Source organism: Actibacterium sp. XHP0104 (assembly GCF_025751515.1).
GTDB lineage: Bacteria > Pseudomonadota > Alphaproteobacteria > Rhodobacterales > Rhodobacteraceae > Actibacterium_D.
Window position 1 is genome coordinate 242,544 of sequence record NZ_JAOWLE010000003.1, and the last position, 20,631, is coordinate 263,174.

Here is a 20,631-nt window from a genome sequence, read left to right on the forward strand (position 1 = left end):
TTAGTTTTCGGCCGGGGCCTCGGTCGCTCGGCTGACGGCATGGCCCTCACCCAGCGCCACACGCAGGTTCACATATTCGACCGCCTGGTCACGCAGGCTGCGGGCATGCTGGGCGCGGGCATCCGACAGGGCGCGCTCGCGATCCAGCACATCCAGAACCGTGATCGGCCCGCCCGATTCAAGCAGCTCGCGCGACAGTTTCAGCGCCTCGGTGTTCAGCGCGACCAGTTCGCGGGTTTCCTTGGTGGTGCGCAGCGCGCTTTGCAGCGCGGCCATGGCATTTTCGACCTCTTCGATCGCCGTCAGAACCGCGCGCTGCCATTGGATATAGGCACCCTGGGCACTGTGATGCGCGGCCTCGGCCGAGGCAGCCAGGGCAGGCTGGTTGAACACCGGCACCGACAGGCCGGCAGAGATGCTTTCGCTGGCCGATCCGCCTTTCAGCGGGGCGGTGATCAGACCGCTGAGCGACAGGCTGGGATAGCGTGCGGCCTCGGCCACGCCGATGCTCGACACCGCGGCGGCATAAAGCAGCTCGGCCCGGCGGATGTCGCCGCGGGCCCGCAGCAGGTCAGCCGGCACGCCAAGATCCGCCACGCGTTTGGGCGTGGGCTGAAGGCCGGCATAATCCAGGTTGATGTCCAGCATGCCAACCGGGGCACCCAGCAGGGTCGAGATACGATTGCGCTGGCGAATGATATTGGCGGCGATACCCGGTGTCTGGCTGCGGGTTTCGACCACCAGGGCCTCGGCACGCACCACGTCCAGCTGCGTCGCGGCACCGGCATCCAGCTGTTCCTTGACCTCGCGCAGCGTCACCCGACGCGATCGCAGGTCTTCTTCGCGGGTCTGATGCAGGCGCTGGTAATACCGCAGTTCCAGATAGGCGCGGCTAAGTTCGGCCAGAACGGCGCGGCGGGCCTCGGTCTCGTTAACCAGTTCGGCCTCGAGCCGTTGCTGCGCGGCGCGTTTGCGCCATTTGTTGTCCAGCCCGATGCGCGCGGCCAGCCCGATCTGGCGCTGTTCGGTGCCGCCCGTGGTGCTAGAGGCCTCGACCTCGCCCTGCCCGGTCACGCTAATCCCGTCGCGGCGCGCGATAGCCTCGGCCTCGCTTAGCCGGGCGGCGGCCTGGGTAATGGTCAGGCTGTCGGACAGCGCGCGGGCAACCAGGCGATCAAGCACCGGGTCATTGAAATTGCGCCACCACTCGATGTCAGCGGTCGCGGGCGCCGTAATCGGGGCAACCAGGGAATAGCGATCGGGAAGGTCGATCTGCGGCTCGGCCATTTCCACGCCGACCGAACAGCCGGAGAGGATGGCGGCCATCCAAGCAATATGGACGATGCGCATGGTGTTGCTCTTTTCTGCCTCTCGGCCCCGGTGCCGCACTCTTGTTGGCGCGGGCATGGTCGGAACCTTTTCTTTTTCTTAGCAGATTTTTCGCGCGATTTCCATTTCTCTTGCCGTCGCGCTTATCGCGCCGCCAGCTGTTGCGCGGTTGCGCCACCTTGGCCGCGGGTCATTCGCGCATGGCGCGGTCGAAAAACACGGTCATAGGCTCGACCAGATAGGCCAGCGGGGTGCGATCGCCGGTCTTGATGTAGACGACAACCGGCATGCCGGGCAGCAGGTTGTGGTTCCCCAGCTTGGTCATTTCCTCGGTGTCTGGCACCACTTCGGCCGAGTAATAGCTGGCGCCGGTGGCCTCATCGGTCAGCACGTCGGCCGAGATGCGGGTGACGTGGCCCTTGATTTCGGGGATCTCGCGCTGATCAAAGGCCGGAAAGCGCAGCGAGGCCTCTTGCCCGACATAGACCTCGTCGATGTTCAGGGATTCAACCCGGGCCGAAACCACAAGCGGTTGATCTTGCGGGATAATGTACAAAAGCGGCTGGGCGGGCTGCACGACCGACTGCACCGCGAAAACCTGAAGCCCATAGACAACGCCGCCGGTTGCGGCGCGGATATCCAGCCGCGACAGCGTGTCTTGCAGCGAGATCTGGCGTTCCGACAGCTCGATCTCGCGGAATTGCAGGTCGCGCAGGCGGGTCACGGCCTCTTCGCGGCGGCGCGCCTGCAACTGCAACAGAGCGATGTCGTTGCTGGCGGCCTCCCCCTTGATGGCGGCCAGGTCGGCCTCCATCCGGCCGATCTGGCCCAGCAGGTCGGCATGTTCGCGCAACAGCTCGCTGACGCGGGCGGCCTGGGTCAGTTGCCGGGCCAGCAGGCGCTGTTGATCCTCGAGGTCTGATTTCACCAGATCGGCCTGCGTGCGCATCGCCTCGAGCTGGGCGTTAATGCCGTTGCTGCGGTTTTCGATCTGGGTGTTGCGCTCTTCAAGCAGGCTGTATTCCTGCCCCAGCGCCTCGCGGCGGGCCTGAAACAGCGACGACTCGCCGCGCAGCAATTGCTGAATCTCGGCATTGGTTTCGGACAGCTCGACCAGATAATCGGGAAAGGCCACCGTTTCGGTATCGTCGCGCTCGGCAACCAGGCGGGCCTTGCGGGCGTCGATTTCATAGAGCTGGCCATCGATGATGCTTAGCTCTGACTGCAGGCGGCGACCGTCAAGCCGGATCAGCACGTCGCCCTTCTCGACGACATCACTGTCCTTGACCAGAATCTCGCCCACGACACCGCCGTCGGGGTGCTGAATGACCTGGCGGTTATTTTCCACCTGCACCATGCCCGAGGCCATCACCGCCCCGGCCAGCGTGGCCTTGACCGACCAGACGCCCAGGCCGCCAATCAGCAGAACAAGGGCGAACATCCCGGTTGCCAGCGGCACGGTGGCGGGCCAGCGCGGCGCGGTCTGGTTGCTGATCATCGTCACTGTGCCACCTTTCTGCCCAGCGACTTGCGCACCGGATGCACGTTCGAAATTGTCTTTTCAAGCACCTCGTCACGCGGGCCATAGGCCGCGACGACGCCGCGATCCAGCACCAACAGCATCTCGCATTCCGCGATCGCCTGCGGGCGGTGGGTCATCACGATGACCGAGCGGCCCAGCGTCTTGAATTCGCGCACGGTATTGTTCAGAGCGACCGAGCCCTCGGAGTCGAGCATCGAGTTCGGCTCGTCCAGGATCAGCAGAACCGGGTCGTCATACAGCGCGCGAGCCAGGGCGATACGCTGACGCTGGCCGCCCGACAGTGTGTTGTCATTGCCGTCGATAAAGGTGTCATAGCCATCGCTGAGATGGGTGATCATGTCATGGGCATTCGACCGCTTTGCCGCCTCAATCACCGCACGGGCGTCGGGGTTGGGCGACATGCGCGCGATATTTTCGGCCACGGTGCCGGAAAACAGCGTCACGGATTGCGGCAGATAGCCGATATGGCGGCCCAGATGTTCGGGGTCATACTGGTCAAGCGTGGCGCCGCCCAGGCGCACCTCGCCCCCGGCAAGCGGCCAATAGCCCGACAGCGCCCGCGCCAGGGTCGATTTGCCCGACCCGCTGCGCCCGATCACGCCAAGGGCCTGGCCCGGCTCGACCGTAAAGCTAAGGCTGCGCAGCGTCGGCGTGCGGGTGCCCGGCGGCAAAACGGTCAGGTTCGCGACCTTGAGATGCGCCTTGGGTTTGGGCAGCTCGGTGCGGTGGGGCATCGGCGGTACGGCAGACAGGTATGACGACAGCGACTGCCAGCCCGCGCGGGCCTTTTGCAGCACCGGCCAGTTGCCCATGGCCTGTTCGATCGGGGCCAGGCCGCGGCCCAGCAGGATCGACCCGGCGATCATCGAACCGCCGGTCAGGTGGCCCTGGATGACGTAATACGCGCCCGCGCCCAGCATCGCCGACTGCAGGAACAGGCGAAACGATTTGGTCACCGAGGCAAAGCTGCCGGTCCAGTCGGCGGCGGCGATATTGTCGCGCAGCGCGGCGTTGCGCAGATGCAGATAGCGGTGCAGCATGTTGCTGCGCAGACCCTGGCTTAGCACGACTTCGCTGCCCAGACGGGCCTGATCGGCAAAGGCATGGGTCTTTTGCGTCGCGATCTGGGCCGAGCGCACGCGCTTTTGGGTCAGGATCTGGTTGCTCAGCGCCAACACGACGATCACCGCCGCACCGCCGACTGCCAGCCAGCCCATGGCCGGGTGGAACATGAAAATCGCAGCGATAAAGAGCGGCGACCAGGGCATATCCATCACCGCCAGCAGCACGGGCGAGGTAAACATCTCGCGGATACCATCCAGGTCGCGCAGGGCGGCGGTAGAGATCGGGCGATCCTTGGGATCGTTCGAGCGGCGCAGCGAAGCCTCGAACACGCGGGCGTCAAGTTCGCTTTGGAAGCGGGCGCCGACGCGGGCCATGACGCGGCCACGGGCGTAATCAAGCATACCCATCAGGCCATACAGGGCCGTGATCAGCACCGACAGCGCCACCAGCGTTTCAACAGAGCGCGACGCCAGAACGCGGTCATAAACCTGCAACATGTAAAGCGGGCCGGTCAGCATCAGAAGGTTGACGAAGATGCTGAAGACAAAGGCCCAAACCAGCAAAACCATCCCTTTTTTGCGCGCGGCTATCAGCTCGGCCGGTCCTTGCGGGCTTTGAGGGCTCATGTGTGTCGGTTCCTTTACGCGCTACTACCGCTCTAGAAATATCATTTAGGACGGGAATGGAAACAATTTGTAAAACCGGCCCGATGTTGTGCGCTTCTTTGCGCAAAAGAAAACGGCGACCCGAAGGCCGCCGTTGTCATTAAGCTGTGATCGCGATCAGGCGGTTGCGTGCTTGCGGCGACGCAGGGCACCAAAGCCCGCGATACCGGTCAGCAGCAGAACCCCACCCGCAGGCAGCGGAATGGTGCCGCCGATCTGGTCCTTGATTTCCTGCACCTTGATGTCGATGAAGGCCGCAGCGAACGATTCAGCCAGCAGGCCGCCCGAGCGCAGCAGGTTCAGGTCCCACACGGCGCCACCGGTTGCAGTGGCCAGCAGCGAGTAGTCCTGCTTGGTATTTCCATCATCAATGTTAGAAATGATGCCGCCAGCAGACTTGGTAAAGCCGCCCGAGCCATCGGCCGCATAGGCCTCGCCCTCGTCGTTCACGCCGATCACACGGGTAGTCTGGTCGGAATGATACAACCAGTTGTTGACGACGGCGTTCAGCACGATGTTCGAACCGGACAGGGCCGACAGCATGCTGGCATAGGTGATGCCGGCATAGGCGCCACCGATGTCGTCACGGTCTTCGTCGGTGACCAGGATAAAGTTGACAGCATCGGCATCCAGGTTGAACGCGTTCATCGCGTAGGTCATGCCGGCATAGCCATCCTCGAGAAAGCCATCGAGACGCAGGTCGTTTTCCAGGTTGGTCGCCGTGGTGGTGGCGTCACCCAGAGTGCGCACCGTGCGCGGCACGTGGTTCGCGTCACCAAAGCCCACGACACCAAAGGTGGTGGTGATGCCTTCGGCGGCCAGCGCGTTGTTCAGATCCGGGATGATCTGTTCCAGGAAGGCGTGTTCACCACCCATGGAGCCCGATTCATCGACGATGAACACCACGTTCGCGGTGCCGATTTGCGATGCAAGAGCCGACGCAGCCGAACCAACGGCAAATGCGGCAGCAAGAAGAAGATGTTTCATGAATTCCCCCGCTTGGTAAGAAAGGACAAGATTACAATTACCAAACCACACTACCCGAAATTTCAGAAAAAGTTAATGAATTCTGTGCGTTTGCGAGGCGTACCGCACATCATTCTTTGCCGACCCCCGGCCTCTTGTGGCGTGCGCGGTGATGCTGTTTGCGCCCAGATATAGCCATATTATAGCCTTAATTTCATACCCTTAGGGCCAGATGGGTCCGGGCTTGTGCCTTGCATCATCGGCCGGGCAGTCACCCAGACAAGACTGAGCGCCCTGTCGAAACACACTGTTCACAAGGTTCACAAGATGCCTCGCGGCGCGGTCGGGCATGAAAAAGCGTGGTGCGATTCGGGCAGGTGGAATGCGAAAAGGGCGGGCATCTCTGCCCGCCCTCGATCATTCAGGATGCGCCTGGTTTCAGGCGGCTTTGCGACGGCGCGCGATGGTCAGGCCACCGATGGCGCCCAGCAGCAGCAGGCCCGAGGCCGGCAGCGGAATGGTTGCGCCGCCAAACGACGAGGTGTGGCTGAGGCCGCTGCCCGTGCCTTTGGTCGGGGCCCAGGTCAGGCCCAGATTGCCGCCCGAGGTGTTGTGCACCAGGAACGTGGCATCCGAGTTGCCGCCACCCAGCTTGAACAGGATGTACAGCGCCGAGGTGATGAAATCGCTCTTCGGGCTCTCATCCTTGACGTAGGACGTATAGGCGGTGTCGCCCGGAACCAGGTTGTTGTTCACGAATGCCAGCTCGGTCGCCTTGTTGGGCGGATGAACCGTGAAGATCTGGCCAACGGTGGCGCTGTAGGTCGAGGGCTGCAGCAGCAGCACTTCGCAGCCCGCATCGCAGGTCAGGGTGCCGCGCAGGCCGGTCATGGCCGCAGCATCATCGTAGATGCCGATCGAAGCCGCTTGGGCCGTCTGAGCAAACAGGCCGAGCAGAGCGGCCACTACAAAATGCTTCAACTTAATCATTTTTCCCCACCCATGAGGTAAACAGCCAGACGGAATCATCCGGCACACTACGGATATACGTCCGACCTGTTTCCACAATTTCGCCACAAATTCCAAGACCCATTCGTAAATTTGCAGATATTCTACCTGTGGTTGCCAGCAATGTTGCCTCATAGGCCGTTTTTTCCGTCCGATCTCAGGGCATTGACCACAAATGCGCAACAGCGGGCAGATCGAAATGTGGCACAATTGTGGCGCGACTGCGAATCGAGGCGGCAGGCGGCACATGAACACTTTGCCTCCGAGCGGTTGATTGTCGCCCATTTGATGACAGCTACAGGCCGCTGACACGAACGTGACCCCTGTTGCCAAGACAGACGCCCTCCCGAAAACGCCCCGAAAATCAGCCCATTGCCTTGATTTTAATACACTTTAACGAAACCCCCGCAGCGCAGCTCCGCGATCGGCCGCAGCAAGACCTTGGGTGGCAACTGGTCAAAGCCCGCAAAAATGGGTTTCATTGGGTGTCGGGCGGTTATCCCGATCCGCTGCGGCCCCATGGTTCGCGGTGCAATGGTGTTGATAGTAGTGGGCTTTGACAGATGACGGATACCAGCCAGGTCACCAAAACGGACAGCTTGGCCAAGCTTGGCCTGACGCCGGGCATCTTTTGGCTGATCGTTACCCTTGTGGCCGCGGGGGTGTTTTTCCAGGAAGGCATCTTCGAGCTGTTCGAAGCCTGGCAACAGCCCGAGTATTCGCACGGGCCGCTGATCCCGGTTCTGTCGCTGCTGCTGTTTCTGCGCCAACTGAAAACCGTGCCGATCAACTATGGCGATGTGCCCGACCGCTGGCCGGGGATCGTGCTGCTGGTGCTGGCCCTGACGCTGGGCTTCAGCGGCAAGATGATCGAGATCGACGACATCGTCGCCTATGCGCTGATCCTTAGCGTGGGCGCGCTGTTGCTGATCAGCTTTGGCTGGCGCACGGGGCGGCATTTCTGGCCGCCGGTTGTGCACCTTGTCTATATGCTGCCGCTGCCCGGCGCGCTGTATTACGGCCTGTCGACCTATCTGCAGGGCGTCTCGTCCGAACTGGGCGTCTATTTCCTGCAGCTGCTGCATGTGCCGGTGTTCCTCGAAGGCAACATCATCGACCTGGGCGTATACAAGCTGCAAGTGGCCGAGGCCTGTTCGGGGCTGCGCTACCTGTTCCCGATCCTCAGCTTTTCCTACATCTTCGCGGTGCTCTATCAGGGCCCGATGTGGCACAAGGCGATCCTGCTGGTGTCGGCCGCGCCGATCACGGTGTTCATGAACTCGGTGCGGATCGCGCTGGCCGGGGTGATCGTCAACAACTATGGCCTCGACCACGTCGAGGGCTTTTCGCATTTCTTCGAAGGCTGGGTGATCTTTATCGCCTGCGTGCTGATCCTGTTCCTGCTGGCCTGGGTATTGGTGCTGCTGCGGCGTGACCGTGTCAGCCTGATCGAGGCGCTGGACCTGGAAACCGAGGGCCTTGCCACCCAGGCCAAGCGGGTGTTCCTGATCCGCGCCTCGGGCGCCCTGATCGCGGCGGCGGTGCTGACCGCGGGGCTGGCCGCAGCCTGGCAGTTCCTGCCGCAGCGCCAGGCCCTGGGCGTCGACCGCGACCCGTTCGTTCTGTTCCCCACCGCCTTGGGCGACTGGAACGTGGGTCAGTCGATCGCGCTTGAAAAAGATGTCGCGCGGGTGTTGGGCGCCGATGACTATCTGGCCACCACCCTGCGCCAGCCCGGCAGCGACCGCTCGGTCGACCTGTTCATGGCCTGGTACAAGAACCAGGATCGTGGCGGCGTGCATTCGCCCGAGGTCTGCCTGCCCGGCGCCGGCTGGGAGATTGCCAAGCTGGAACAGATCGACGCCCCGCGCGATCTGGCGTTGCGGGCCGGGGGGGATTTCACCCTCAACCGCGCGATCATCCAGAAAGGCGTCGACCGGATGCTGGTCTATTACTGGTATGAACAGCAGGGCGTGCGCACCGCGTCGATGTTCAGCGCCAAGATGCATCTGATGATGGGCAAGGTCACCAATGGCCGCAATGACAGTGCCATCGTGCGCCTGATCACCCCCATCGACCCCGATGAATCGCTGGCCGATGCCGAGGCCCGTCTGATCGACAGCGCCGATGGCCTGATCACCCGGCTGCCGCGCTTTGTTCCGGGCATTGACTGACAGATACAGGACGACACCATGACCGCCCCTTCTCACAGCTCTGACCGCGCGCCGGTCTTTCTGTTCGGTGCGCTGCGGTCGGGCACGACCGTGTTCCGGCTGATGCTGAACGCGCATGACAAGATCGGCAATCCGGGCGAGATGGACTTTCTGTTCGACTATCTCGACCGTGACCCCAACCATGCGACGGGCTGGCGCTATCGCGTGGCTGATCTAGAAAACAGCCGGATCTTTCGCGCCACGGGCCTGACCATCACGCCCGGTTGCGAGGGGCTGGATCTGCTGGAAAGCTTCCTGGATCAGCTGCAAGAGCGGCAGCCGGGCAAACTGCTTTCCATCAACCTGCATCGCAATATCGGCCGTGTGGCGGATGTGCTGCCGAGGGCTCGCATCATCCATATGCTGCGCGATCCGCGCGATGTGGCGCGGTCGTCGATCGGCATGGGCTGGGCCGGCACGCTGTATCACGGGGTCGAGCACTGGATCGGCACCGAGCGCGACTGGGATGCCACCGCGCCGCGGTTTCCCGCCGATCAAGTGCTGACCCTGACCTACGAGGATCTCTTTCGCGACATCGACACCACGCTGCGCCGGGTCTGCGATTTTCTGGGCGTGCCCTTTACCGAGGCGATGCTGAGCTATCACGAAAACACCACCTACAGCCCGCCCGACGTGTCGCTGGTGGAACAATGGCGGCGCAAATCCACCCCGCGCGAGCTGGCTTTGGTCGAGGGCCGTGTGCAGGCCATGATGCTGGCGCGGGGCTATCAGCCCACCGGCCCCGGCGCTGCGCCGGGTGTGGTCGAGCGACTGGCCCTGACCTTGCAGAACAAGCGCCATGTCTGGGGCGTGGGCATCTCGCGCTTTGGCGCGCGGATCTTCCTGATGGAAAAACTGGCGCGCAAGCTGGGCCTGCGTGGGCTGCATCAGCGGCTGCGCGCGCAGATGAACGAAATGTCGGTCGAATACCTGAAATGAAAACGGCCCGCCTTGGCGGGCCGTTTCATCAGAACTCCATGGCCATGATGTCGATCGTCACATAGCCCTTGGTGTATTGGCCGTGATCGTCGGTCGCCCAATATTCGAAACGCTCGGTCCCGACCTTGTCGGGGTTGGGCGTATAGAGCAGCGTGCCGTCATCTTGCATATACAGCGAGCCGTGCAGCGGGTTGGTAAACCCGTCGATGCGCAGTTCCTGACCATCCGGATCATAGTCGTTAGCCAGAACATCCAGCACGATCGCCTGTTCCTGATAGGTGGCGGCGTAATCATTGCCGGTCACCGGGGCGCCGCCTTCCAGCTCGATAAAGCCGTTGTTGATCGCGCCGATTTTGGTCAGCTGCTCATCGGTGGCATTCAGCGTGATCACATGGGCGAATTTATACAGCTCGCCCGTGGCGCGGTCAGCGATGAAGTCTTCGACGAACATCACCTTGCGGCCATCGGCGGTCTCGTAATAGCCCTCTTGCTGCAACAGGGCCTGGATGCCCTTCATGTTGTCGACATACTGGTAGTCACCTTCGAACTGCCGGTCACGAGATCCGATCGAGTCGGTCTTGATGCCATCGAACACCAGGTGATCGTTCAGCGTCAGCGTGGTCGCGCCCTGCATATTGAACTCCAGCCGGCCCTCGACCAGATCCTCAGAGGTCAGGAACGTGTGGCGCGCGGGGTCATAGCCGATCATATCGGTTTTGGTGTTCAGGATGACGACGTCGATCAGATTGTGATCAATGTCCTCGTCCGTAGCGGTATCCTGAATGCGCTGTTCAAAATCGATGCCCACATTGAAGTTCTCGATCGTCAGGCCGTTGACGGTCAGGTCAAAGGTCAGGTGGCCAAAGTTAAAGCCCGTATCGGTCGAGGCCACGCGATCGGTGTTGTAGGTGCCGATCAGATCGAAATCTTTCAGCGTGTAATGCGAGGTATAGGTGATATCCGTGCCGTTCGAGGTTTCCCAGTTCAGGAACCCGGTCATGACAGTGCGAATATCGTGTTTCTGTACCGGGCCTGCCTTGATGACAATCAGGCCGGTGTGGGTGCCGAAGGCCTCGTTATCGTGGAAACCCTGAATAGGCGCCTTGTCGACCGACATTTTCTCGCTGCCATAGGCGATTTCAGTGAAATCCAAATTGTCGGCATCGGGCATCTCGGGAGACCGGCGGGTCATCCAGACATAGCCATTGTTCGTGTTCGCGGCGATGTTATGTGCCGCTTCAACCAGGCGGCCGGCAAAGAAGAACCCGTCGCCGGTACGGCCGTTATCATGACGTTCGACATCCTCGCCCGCCTTGACCTTGGGCGCGCCATAGCCGATCCCCTCGGACCGGATGGCCATGTTTTCCCACCAGATGCCGGTCTCGTCACCATCCTCGGCGGCAAAGGCCGCGCCGAACACGTCGAACGCGATGTTCGAGATGAAATCGGCATTGCTGGAATGGTGCACAAAACCCCAGCCGGGCGACCCATCGACGATGTTGCCCAGCGCGATGGCCGGATTGTCCTGATCCTCGGTGCCGGTGCGGTGGAAGTGGAACGCATACCGGCCCTTGACGTTGCTGTCGTACTCGACCGTTTCCAGGCTGGCGACATCGAATGCAGGCTGCGATTTGTCGGTGCGGCCCAGATCGACAAAGCCTGCAAAGCGCACATCGACATCCTGATTGTGCATGAACATCACGTGGCCACGCTGGTTCACCGGGGTGGCGTCGCCATCTTCGCTGGACACGGTGATGTTGCGGGTCATGTTGGCCACATAGGCGAACAGGTCCTCGCGCGGCGTGTCGTGATCGTAGGTCAGCGGGCGGTTCAGCGTGATCGTGTTGCCGTTGATCGCGGTGATAAAGACCTCTTCATCCTCGCTTTCGATATATTGCAGGCGGTCACCGACCCAGGTCCAGCCGGTCTTGTGGGTGCCGGTCAGCACCAGCTTGTCGCCGATGTTCCAGTTGTCGGGAATGCCTTGCAGCTGGATGACGGTATCGCCAGCCATGGGGGCGGTCGATACTTCCAGGTATTCGGTCTTTTCGGCACCGTGAATTTCGGCCTGGCCGTGCGAGATGATGCCGCGCGACAGCAGGGTGGGATCCCAGCTGGTGTCGATGTTTCCGTTGTTGGCGATCACGATGTTGACGTTGACGCCATCTTCGATCGGGTTGTCGGCGGTGCCGATTTCCAGCCGCGCGCCGTGGGTCACGACCATGGTGTCGACCACCATCTTCGAGTCGACATTCGTGGCAAAGGTCAGTTCGCCATCGACGCGCACGGTGAACAGCGAGGCATCGCTTTCGCCGTTGTAACGCACCGAGATATCGCTGGGGATCAGAACCTTGGCGCCGTCGCCGGGGATGATGCCGTTATACCATGTGTCGGGGTCGAACCAGTCGCCGTCATTCACCGCGACATGGGTCGCACCGCTGCGGGGCACCAGGTTCAGAACCTGACCGTGTTCGACCATCTTGGTCATGTCGTCCATGTGCATGGCGTGCTCGGGCATCGTCATGACGCTTTCGACATAGGCGTCGATCTCGGCCTGGGTCTTGCCGGCAGTGCCGGTCCAGCCGGTGCCGCCGTCATGGCCGTCATGGCCGTCATGGGTGCCGCCACCCATATCCATGTCGCCGCCCATATCCATGCCACCGTCACCGCCGGTGTCACCGCCCATATCCATGCCGCCATCGGTGCCGGAATCGCCACCCATGTCCATGCCGCCGTCGGTGCCTCCACCGGTTTCGCCGCCCATGTCCATGCCACCGTCGGTCTCACCGCCGGTATCGCCACCCATATCCATGCCGCCGCCGGTCTCACCACCGCCGGTTTCCATCTCATCCATGGTCAGGGCACTGAGGCTGTCGCCGGAAATCACCTGGCGCTGGCCACCCGAATCGGGGCCTTCCCATTCCAGGCTCAGGGTCTGGCCGCCGGATTTCTCGAAATACAGCACCTCGATCTGGTGCGCGCCGGCGGTCAGGTCGAGGGTGATCGACTTGGTCACCGCGCCGTGGGTGCCGTCATTGTCGACGACCATCTCGCCATCAATGAACAGGGCCGAACCATCGTCCGAACGCAGGTAGATCGTATAGCTGCCCATGGTTTCGACATTCAGCGCGCCGAAGTAACGGGCGGCAAAGCGGTTGGTCGGGCCACCTTCCCAAAAGGCGACATCGCTGCCACCGACATTCAGCTCGGACACGATGCCGGTGGCATCGGGCAAGGCGCTGAAATTGATGTTGTAGATCGAGCTGACCCACGAACCGATCGTATGATATTCGGCATAAAGACCCTGCCGCATGGTCTGGTCGCCGCCATCGGCTCCGGTGTCGGCAGGATCTTCGCCGCCGGTACCACCATCGGTAGGCTCTTCACCACCCGTGCCGCCATCGGTCGGCTGTTCGCCACCCGTGCCACCATCGGTAGGTTCTTCACCGCCGGTACCGCCATCGGTAGGTTCTTCGCCACCAGTGTCGCCGTCGGTCGGCTGTTCGCCGCCCGTGTCGCCGTCGCCATTATCAATCGGATCGGCCCAGGCCGTGGCGTCAACCAGCACACGCTCGCCGTTGGTATCTGCGCCCATCCATTCAAAGGTCAGCAGCGGGTCGCCGCGCGAGGCCAGGTAGAACAGGTCGAAGTCATAGTCGCCCTCGGCCAGCTGGAAGGTGATCGCGTGATACTGCGTGCCGCCCGACTTGGACATGGTCTCGCTGCCAAGAACGCCGTCAATCGACAGTTCGGCGCTGCCATTGGCAGTGATGTAAAAGGTATATTCGCCGGCTTGGGTGATGCGGATCGTGCCGTGACTTTGCATGGCCAGCTTATTGGTCGCCGGCATCTGCATCGCATCAAAGGCGGTGGTCGTGTCTACAACCGTCGAGTCAACCGAGAAGGTCGGATCGGCCGAAAAATTGACATCCGACAGCTTTCGGATGCGCGCTTTGGTATCGTCGAGCACATAGTACTCGATCGTGAAAGACAGCGCATTTTCAGTGTCGCTGGTAACCTGCTCAATCATCATGACGGGACGTCCATATCTGCCTCGTTTTGTCGGTTTGTCGCCGAGCTGTTTGGTTTCAACGCGGCGCGCTCGTGAAAAAAATGCGGCAGAACTCCTAACGACCCGTTTCGCCCCCGGAACCAATCGGCCCGAAAGTCGCGAAAATTGAAGCTATTAGGAAACTTTAGACACACCTTCTCCGGTCACATTCCGGCCACAAACCGGTATGCGTCACGGAGTCACCCGTTACGAAAGCCACAGATTTCCAAGAACTGCCTGAAATGGCGGGGCTGGCCCCACGCGCTTGTTATGCTTCCCGTATGGGCAAGCGCGTCTGGGCCCGCAACCGATGGCGGGCGGGGCGCCGAAATTGGGCAGATTACCGCCCAAATCGATCAGAAGGTGGGGGGGATTTCGCCTAGGGCGCCGCCGCTAGAACTTGAAGCTGAAGTGGTCTTGCCACTGCGAAGTGACGAAATCGCTTTTGGAGGATTTGTTGCTAAGCGCGGCGGGCCGGCGCGGCGCGGGGCTGGGAACATGTTCGCCCTGCATCAGCACCGGTTGGGCCACACGGGGCCGCGGCGCGGGATCAACCGGCGTGGCCTTTTGATTGAGAATATAGAACAGCGCCTCGCGTTTTCCGCGCAGCTCTTGCGGAACGGTGACGTCCTTGTTCGCGCCGATCAGAGGTTCATGTTTCATGCCCAGCCCTACCCGATGGGCAGGACGCGCGCCTCGCATGATCGCGGGTGCCGCCTGACGGCCCCCCACCATACCGGATTATCCGACCGGTCTTGCGCTGCATATCGCCTGCCCTTTTGCGGCGATCCGGATGCTTACGATCCGCTTAGCGCCGCGTCATAGATTTCTAGTATCCGGTCCACTTTCTTTTCCCAGTCGAACTGGCTGTGGATTTTCCGAATGCCTGCCTCGCCCATAGTATGCCGTTTTTCGGGGGCTTTCGCCAAGGTGAAAAACGCATCGGCCAGTCGGTCGGCGAAATCGTCGCGTGGGGCGGGGTCGACCAGGATGCCGCAGCTGTCATCCAGGTAATCGGCCGGGCCGCCCCAATTGGCGGCGATGACCGGGCGGCCCATGCTCATGGCCTCGAGCACGACCGCGCCGCCGCATTCATGCAGAGAGGCCAGCACCAGCGCATCCGCCTGGCGCAGATGCTGCGCGCATTCGGCCTGGGGACGATAGCCCAGAAAGCGCACATGATCGCCCAGGCCCAGGCGCGCGGCCTGCACCTCTAGCCCCGATCGCTCGGGACCGTCGCCCAGCACGGTCAGGGTCACATCGGCGCCCATCTCGCGGGCGCGGGCGATGGCGCGCAGGGTGAAATCCATGCCCTTGAGCCGGATCAGCCGCCCCATGAACACCAGCCGCAACGCGCCGGGCACCGCCGCGGGCGCCTCGTCGGGCTGCGACCAGACCGACAGGTCGACGCCGTTTTCCACCAGCTCGATCACATTCGGATGCCGCACGGGCAGCGCCGCGCGGGTGCGTTCATTGGCCACCAGCAACACCGCCGCGTGGCGTTTGCCGGGGATCAGCCGGTTCGCCAGCGGCCCCAGGTGGCGCGCGGCACGGGTAAAGATCTGCTCGGCGCGGCTGTCGTAGTCCTCATAGCCGGGCGGGTAGGACATGTTGCCGTTCATCGGCCCGATCACCACCGGCACGCCAAGGCCATGAATGCTGGACGGCCCGCGCGGCGACACCGGGATCGGCTGGTGGATGACATCAACCTGCCCCTGCGCGATCAGCTGGCGGATCAGGCGTTTCTGATACACCTCGTTGATCTGGCCGACGATGTTGCCAAACACCGGCTTGCGAATGGCCGTGGGCAGCGGCTTGCCCAGCCGCCAGACATTGCGGTGCCAGGCGGTGTCTTCGATGAAATGCACATCGTCCAGAAAGGGCGCCAGCGTCTCTGACAGGTCGGGCCGGTTGCGGCTATGGGCGATCAGCTTGGCCGGGTGGCCGCGCTGGCGCAGAATCTGGAAATACTTGACCGGCAGAAAGGCCTCGCCGCCAATGCGCGACGCGGCGTTCTGGGCCACGATCAGAACCTTGGGGCGGTCAGCGGCCATCCGCCCGATCCCCCTCAGAGCGGGCACGCATGGCCGGGCCGATCATCGCGCCCAGCACCACGAAACAGTCGAAATAGCGTTTGGCCAGGCGTTTGGGATTGCTGGCCATGCGCCAGAACCATTCCATCGCGATGGCACGCACCCATTTCGGCGCGCGGGTTTGCGAGCCGGCGATGAAATCCAGCCCCGCACCGATCGACACGAACCCGCAGGCCGGCGCGATCTGCGCAGCGCGGGTGGCGACGATTTCCTGTTTCGGCGCGCCCAGCGCCAGGAAACAGACCTGCGCCCCGCTGTCGCGCAGCTGGGCCGCATAATCGGCCACCTCGGCGCCATTGGGATCAAAGCCAAAGGGCGGCACGATCCGCGCCACGACGTTCAGCCCCGGATATTTGGCGCCCAGCCGTTCGGCCGCCAGCGCCAGCGTTTCTTCGGTCGAGCCCAGAAACGCCACCGGCGCCCCCACCCGCGCGGCCAGGGCGCAGATCGGGTCGATCAGCTCGGACCCGGGCACCAGCTCGACCGGGCGGTTGACCATCTTGCGCAGCCAGACGATCGGGTTGCCATCGGCCACAACATGGCTGTGCGCCCCATAGGCGGCACGAAACCCCGCGTCGTGGCGCAGCTTGACGATATGGTCGAGGTTCAGCGTGGCCACGGTAAATCCGCGCCCGTCCTTCAGGCAGGTTTCGATCTCGCGCAGCAGCGCGGCCTGCGTGGGGCAGTTCACCAGCGACAGGAAATCGACCGTCCGAGACCCTTGTTTCACCAAAACACATATACCCCGTAGCTACCGGCCTGACGGCCCGTTTCTTGATGGCTTACCCATTACGCGCTGTCCACACCAGCCGCGCAACAATTTCCTGTGGCGGGTTCTATTGTCTGTTTTTGCCAAAATCTTGACGGCATTAAGGTTTACGGGTTTTGACAGCCGCCAAGGCGTAACCCATAACTGTGCCGACCCTTATCACGTTGTTTTCCCGTATGCGCACCGCCCGTTTCCCCCGTTTTCGCGAAGGCCCCCCGGCATGAGCACCGCCCTGCACACCGTCGCCGTCGAGGGGCGCAACTCGATCGAGTTCCTGACCGAGGTGTTTCGCCTGTACGACACCGGGCAGCTTTTCACCGTGCGGCGCGAGGGCATCGATCTGGGCCGCTACACCGGCCTCACGGTCAGCGACACCCGGCCCAGCGGCGACACGCGCGGCTGGGGGCGGCTGGCATTCGCGCCCTCGACATCGGATCAGCCGGTGCAGATCCTGTTTTCGTCGGGCACCGAGGGCCTGCCCAAGGCCATCGTGCTGTCGCCCCGCAACATCACCGACACGGTGGCGCGTCTGAACGCCGCGATGGGGCTGGATGACAGCGTGCGCGAATATGTCGGCATCCCGGTCACCTATTCCTTTGGTCTGGGTCGTATCCGCGCCATCGCGGCGGCCGGCGGCGCGTTCTACCTGCCCGAACGGTTCGACCCGGTCGAGATTCGCGAGATGCTGCTGGCCGGTGAAATCAACGCCATCTCGGCCGTGCCGACGCTGTGGCGGCTGATCCTGGCCGCGCCGCAGGTGATCGGCGAGGCGGGCCGGCATGTCCGCTGGATCGAGATCGGCAGTCAGTACATGTCGGGCGCCGAAAAGGCCGCCATGCGCGATCTTTTCCCGAATGCCCGGATCATTCAGCATTACGGCCTGACCGAGGCCTCGCGCAGCACCTTTCTGGATGTCAGCGCCGCGCCCATTGATCAGCTGGAAAGCGTCGGCACCGCCACCCCGCCCGCCGGGGTCAAGATCGGCCCCGAGGGCGAAATCTGCATTCGCGGCGATCATGTCGCGCTGGGCCTGTTGCAGGGCGACGGGTCGATCAAGCCTCTGCGTGATGCCGAGGGCTGGCTGCACACCAAGGACCGGGGCGAGATCCGCGATGGCGCGCTGCATTTCATGGGGCGGCTGGATGACCTGATGAACATCGCCGGCGTCAACCTTGGCGCCGAGCAGCTGGAACAGCAGATCGTCGCTCTGGCGGGTTGCGAGGGCCTGTTTGCCGTCACCGGCGTGGCCGATCCGCTGCGGGGCGAGGCCGTGCTGCTGGCCGTGGCGCCCGCCGCCCACGACCGCCTGCCGGTACTGCGCGCCGCGGCCGAGCTGGCGCTGAAACAGAACGGCATCAACCAGTCGGGCGGGCTGCATGTGTCGGCCGTTGACGCATTGCCCATGACCGGCACCGGCAAGGTGCAACGCGCCAAGCTGCGCGAAGCCTTTACCCCCGCGGATGCGCCCACCGCCGAAACCGCGCCCTCGGGTGATCTGACCGAGGGCCAGCAACGCGTGGCCCGCGCCTGGCAATCGGTGGTCGGCCCGGTGCCGATCGCGGCCCATGACACATTCTATGACACCGGCGGCGACAGCCTTAGCGCCGTGCAGATCGGCCTGGTGATGGAGCGCGGCTTTTCCCGCGCCGCCACCCGCGCCACGCTAGAGGGCCGCCCGCTGGCCGAGGTGGCGGAAATCGAAGACGGCACCCAGACCACCCCCGCCGTTGCCACCCTGCCCGACAAGACGGTCAAAAGCTGGGCGCTGAACGCCACGCGCGGGCTGATGGTGCTGACGGTGCTGATTTCGCATTGGGGGCCGGGGCTGTTCGGCCGTCTGGGCATCGCCAATGAGGCCGAGCGCCTGCTGGCGGTGATCTACCAGATGGGCACGCAGGGCTTTGCCACGGTCTTTGGCATCGGGTTGGGTTACTACTTCCTGCCCGACTATCCCGCCAACCGCGCCAGCGCCTCGCGCCGGCTGCGGGCGTCGTTCCTGCTGGTGCTGGCGGGGCTGGCGCTGATGGCCGCCGTGCGGCTGGTGCTGTTCTGGATGCAGGGCAAGCCGCCCGACGGCTATCTGGTGGCGGTGTCGTTCTATAACGTGCTGGCCTATTACGTGCTGGCGCTGGCCACGGCGCGGCTGTGGCTGGATTACCTGTCCGGCCGGTTCGTCATCGCGCGGGCGCTGCTGGTCACGGTTCTGGTCTGGCCGGTGCTGGTGCTGGCGCGCCAGGCGATGCCCGACATCACCCCCAGCCTGCTGGAATGGCCGCGCCTGATGATCGTCGCGCAATACAGCTATCTGCAGACCTCGTCGCTGGTCTTTGCCGGGATCGCGCTGGGATATTGGTTCGCCGGGCAACGCGATATGAAACAGGCCGGGCAGGCCCTGCTGGTGCTGGGCGGGTTCGGCATGGCGATACTGCTGATCATCGGGTTCGAGGTCTATGCCGGGAAAAGCTTTGCCTCGCGCAGCGCGCCGTTCTTTGGCGGGCGCATGGGCATGGCGTTCTACTTTTTCTTCTCGGCGCTGCTGTTTGGCGCGACGCTGCTGATGGTGCGGGTCTGGGCCGGGCTGCCGGGGGTGATGCGCTTTGCGTTGCAGGCGGTGATCGTGCTGGGCGGGCTGGCGCTGCCGGTCTATGCGTTCCACGGGCTGGTGATCCCGATCAAGGATATCCTGCGGATCCTGGGCCTGCCCGGTATTGCCGCGCTGGGACTGCCGATGGCAGTTTTCCTAGCCTGGCTGGGCTATGCCTGGTGGCGGCTGCGGCGGATGTATTTCACCTAGACCGCGTCACGGATCAGGCCCAACAGCCGCGCCGCGTTCTTTTCGATATCGTGCTGGTCGACCACCCGCGCGCGGCCTTCGGCGCCGCGATCGGCCAGATCGCCGGCGCTGGCCTCTAGGGTTTCGCGCATCGCCTGGGCGATATGCTCGGCCGAGCCCGCCGGAATGATCCAGCCGCAACCGTCATCGACCAGCTCGGGGATACCGGCGATATAGGTCGAGATCGCCGGGCGGCCCAGCGCAAGGGCCTCCATGATCACCACGGGCAGGCCCTCGGCGAAGCTGGGCAGCAACAGCGCCCGCGCCCGGCCCAGATGCGCGCGCACCTGGTCATTGGCCTGCCAGCCCAGCAGCGTGACGTTGTCTTGCAGCCCGTGGCGGCGGATACCGGCCTCGACCTCGGCGCGGCTTTCACCGTCACCGATCAGCACCACCTGCACCTCGGGATGGGTGCGGGCCACCTGGGCCACGGCCTCGATCACCAGCACCTGCGCCTTTTGCGGGCACAGCCGCCCGACCGACACGAACGGCGCGTCGTCATCAAAGGGCGCGCCGGTTTCGGAGAACTCGGACACGTCGATGCCGCAGCGCACGATATGCAGCTTGCCCCACGCTCCCATCCCCGAGGCACGCGCCAGCTGCGACTTGCAGAAATGCGAGATCGCCACGGCAAAGCGCGATTCATGGATCTTTAGCCCCAGCGACGACTTGTGCCAGTCGTCGAACTCATCGGGGCCATGGGCGGTAAAGGAATAGCCCGGCCCGCCCAGGCGGTGGCACAGCATCGCCACGGCGGCCGAGTTGGTAGAGAAATGCGTATGCAGATGCGCGATGCCATCGGCCTGTGCGAATTGCTTCAGCGATACCGCCTCGAGCAGATAGGCCACATGCGGCACCACATCGCCGCCCGCGTTACGCATCAGCCGGGCCAGCCCGCAGATCGCACGCCACATGCCCTTGGGGTTCGACACGCATTCGCGGGCGAAATCACCGATCATCGCCCCCACCCGGCCCGACAGCACATAGCGCGTCACCGCCTGTTCGGCCTGATCCTTGGGATCGACCAGCTCGGCATCCCAGGGGCGGATGGCATAGCGCGTGACCTCAACGCCCTGCGCCTCGATCGCATGGATCTCGCGCCGGATGAACGTGGTGCTGGTCATCGGGTAAGAGTTCATGAAATAGCCGATGCGCAT

Annotated in this window: 13 protein-coding genes; 3 read left to right on the top strand and 10 right to left on the bottom strand. The window is 63.2% G+C overall.

Going from position 1 to position 20,631, the window contains the following annotated elements; genetic code table 11:
• The 5 genes from OE856_RS07415 to OE856_RS07435 form a co-directional block, all read right to left on the bottom strand.
• Entirely contained in the window at positions 1–1,350 is a 1,350-nt protein-coding gene (locus OE856_RS07415; RefSeq protein WP_263715441.1) for an efflux transporter outer membrane subunit, read from the bottom strand.
• Between the two features lie 169 nt (positions 1,351–1,519).
• Positions 1,520–2,827 carry an HlyD family type I secretion periplasmic adaptor subunit gene (locus tag OE856_RS07420; protein WP_263715486.1) on the bottom strand — a complete coding sequence of 436 codons (1,308 nt, stop codon included), beginning with the start codon at positions 2,825–2,827 and terminating at the stop codon, positions 1,520–1,522.
• 2 nt (positions 2,828–2,829) lie between these two features.
• Complete coding sequence (locus OE856_RS07425) at positions 2,830–4,563, bottom strand: type I secretion system permease/ATPase (RefSeq protein WP_263715442.1); 1,734 nt, start codon at positions 4,561–4,563, stop codon at positions 2,830–2,832.
• A 156-nt stretch (positions 4,564–4,719) separates the two neighbouring features.
• A complete protein-coding gene (locus OE856_RS07430) occupies positions 4,720–5,589 on the bottom strand; it encodes a VPLPA-CTERM sorting domain-containing protein (RefSeq protein WP_263715443.1) in 870 nt (289 codons plus the stop codon).
• Between the two features lie 417 nt (positions 5,590–6,006).
• Positions 6,007–6,534, bottom strand: a complete 528-nt coding sequence (locus OE856_RS07435) for a VPLPA-CTERM sorting domain-containing protein (RefSeq protein ID WP_263715444.1) — start codon at positions 6,532–6,534, stop codon at positions 6,007–6,009.
• 605 nt (positions 6,535–7,139) lie between these two features.
• Here OE856_RS07435 and xrtD point away from each other — a divergent pair.
• Positions 7,140–8,750 (top strand): VPLPA-CTERM-specific exosortase XrtD, encoded by a 1,611-nt coding sequence (gene xrtD, locus OE856_RS07440; RefSeq protein WP_263715445.1) that lies wholly within the window; start codon positions 7,140–7,142, stop codon positions 8,748–8,750.
• An 18-nt stretch (positions 8,751–8,768) separates the two neighbouring features.
• Positions 8,769–9,728: a sulfotransferase family protein gene (locus OE856_RS07445; protein ID WP_263715446.1), complete on the top strand. Its 960-nt coding sequence runs from the start codon at positions 8,769–8,771 to the stop codon at positions 9,726–9,728.
• A gap of 28 nt (positions 9,729–9,756) precedes the next feature.
• Here OE856_RS07445 and OE856_RS07450 read toward each other — a convergent pair whose 3' ends face one another.
• The 4 genes from OE856_RS07450 to OE856_RS07465 all read right to left on the bottom strand — a co-directional run bounded on the left by OE856_RS07450 (position 9,757) and on the right by OE856_RS07465 (position 16,602).
• Positions 9,757–13,761, bottom strand: a complete 4,005-nt coding sequence (locus OE856_RS07450; protein ID WP_263715447.1) for a PA14 domain-containing protein — start codon at positions 13,759–13,761, stop codon at positions 9,757–9,759.
• A 411-nt stretch (positions 13,762–14,172) separates the two neighbouring features.
• Positions 14,173–14,442 carry a hypothetical protein gene (locus tag OE856_RS07455; RefSeq protein ID WP_263715448.1) on the bottom strand — a complete coding sequence of 90 codons (270 nt, stop codon included), beginning with the start codon at positions 14,440–14,442 and terminating at the stop codon, positions 14,173–14,175.
• Between the two features lie 134 nt (positions 14,443–14,576).
• Positions 14,577–15,833, bottom strand: coding sequence for a glycosyltransferase family 4 protein (locus OE856_RS07460; RefSeq protein ID WP_263715449.1), 1,257 nt, complete (start codon positions 15,831–15,833; stop codon positions 14,577–14,579).
• Positions 15,823–16,602 carry a WecB/TagA/CpsF family glycosyltransferase gene (locus tag OE856_RS07465; protein ID WP_263715450.1) on the bottom strand — a complete coding sequence of 260 codons (780 nt, stop codon included), beginning with the start codon at positions 16,600–16,602 and terminating at the stop codon, positions 15,823–15,825. The genes OE856_RS07460 and OE856_RS07465 overlap by 11 nt, the downstream gene beginning before the upstream one ends.
• A 259-nt stretch (positions 16,603–16,861) precedes the next feature.
• Between OE856_RS07465 and OE856_RS07470 the strand changes: the two genes are divergently transcribed.
• Positions 16,862–19,435: an AMP-binding protein gene (locus OE856_RS07470; protein ID WP_263715451.1), complete on the top strand. Its 2,574-nt coding sequence runs from the start codon at positions 16,862–16,864 to the stop codon at positions 19,433–19,435.
• Here OE856_RS07470 and OE856_RS07475 read toward each other — a convergent pair.
• On the bottom strand, positions 19,432–20,631 hold the full coding sequence (locus tag OE856_RS07475; RefSeq protein WP_263715452.1) for a glycosyltransferase: 1,200 nt from the start codon (positions 20,629–20,631) through the stop codon (positions 19,432–19,434). The genes OE856_RS07470 and OE856_RS07475 overlap by 4 nt on opposite strands.

Coding starts and splice junctions, on each gene's coding strand:
- OE856_RS07415 (WP_263715441.1), bottom strand. CDS start 1,350: ATGCGCATCGTCCATATTGCTTGGATGGCCGCCATCCTCTCCGGCTGT.
- OE856_RS07420 (WP_263715486.1), bottom strand. CDS start 2,827: ATGATCAGCAACCAGACCGCGCCGCGCTGGCCCGCCACCGTGCCGCTG.
- OE856_RS07425 (WP_263715442.1), bottom strand. CDS start 4,563: ATGAGCCCTCAAAGCCCGCAAGGACCGGCCGAGCTGATAGCCGCGCGC.
- OE856_RS07430 (WP_263715443.1), bottom strand. CDS start 5,589: ATGAAACATCTTCTTCTTGCTGCCGCATTTGCCGTTGGTTCGGCTGCG.
- xrtD (WP_263715445.1), top strand. CDS start 7,140: ATGACGGATACCAGCCAGGTCACCAAAACGGACAGCTTGGCCAAGCTT.
- OE856_RS07445 (WP_263715446.1), top strand. CDS start 8,769: ATGACCGCCCCTTCTCACAGCTCTGACCGCGCGCCGGTCTTTCTGTTC.
- OE856_RS07450 (WP_263715447.1), bottom strand. CDS start 13,761: ATGATGATTGAGCAGGTTACCAGCGACACTGAAAATGCGCTGTCTTTC.
- OE856_RS07455 (WP_263715448.1), bottom strand. CDS start 14,442: ATGAAACATGAACCTCTGATCGGCGCGAACAAGGACGTCACCGTTCCG.
- OE856_RS07460 (WP_263715449.1), bottom strand. CDS start 15,833: ATGGCCGCTGACCGCCCCAAGGTTCTGATCGTGGCCCAGAACGCCGCG.
- OE856_RS07470 (WP_263715451.1), top strand. CDS start 16,862: ATGAGCACCGCCCTGCACACCGTCGCCGTCGAGGGGCGCAACTCGATC.
- OE856_RS07475 (WP_263715452.1), bottom strand. CDS start 20,631: ATGCGCATCGGCTATTTCATGAACTCTTACCCGATGACCAGCACCACG.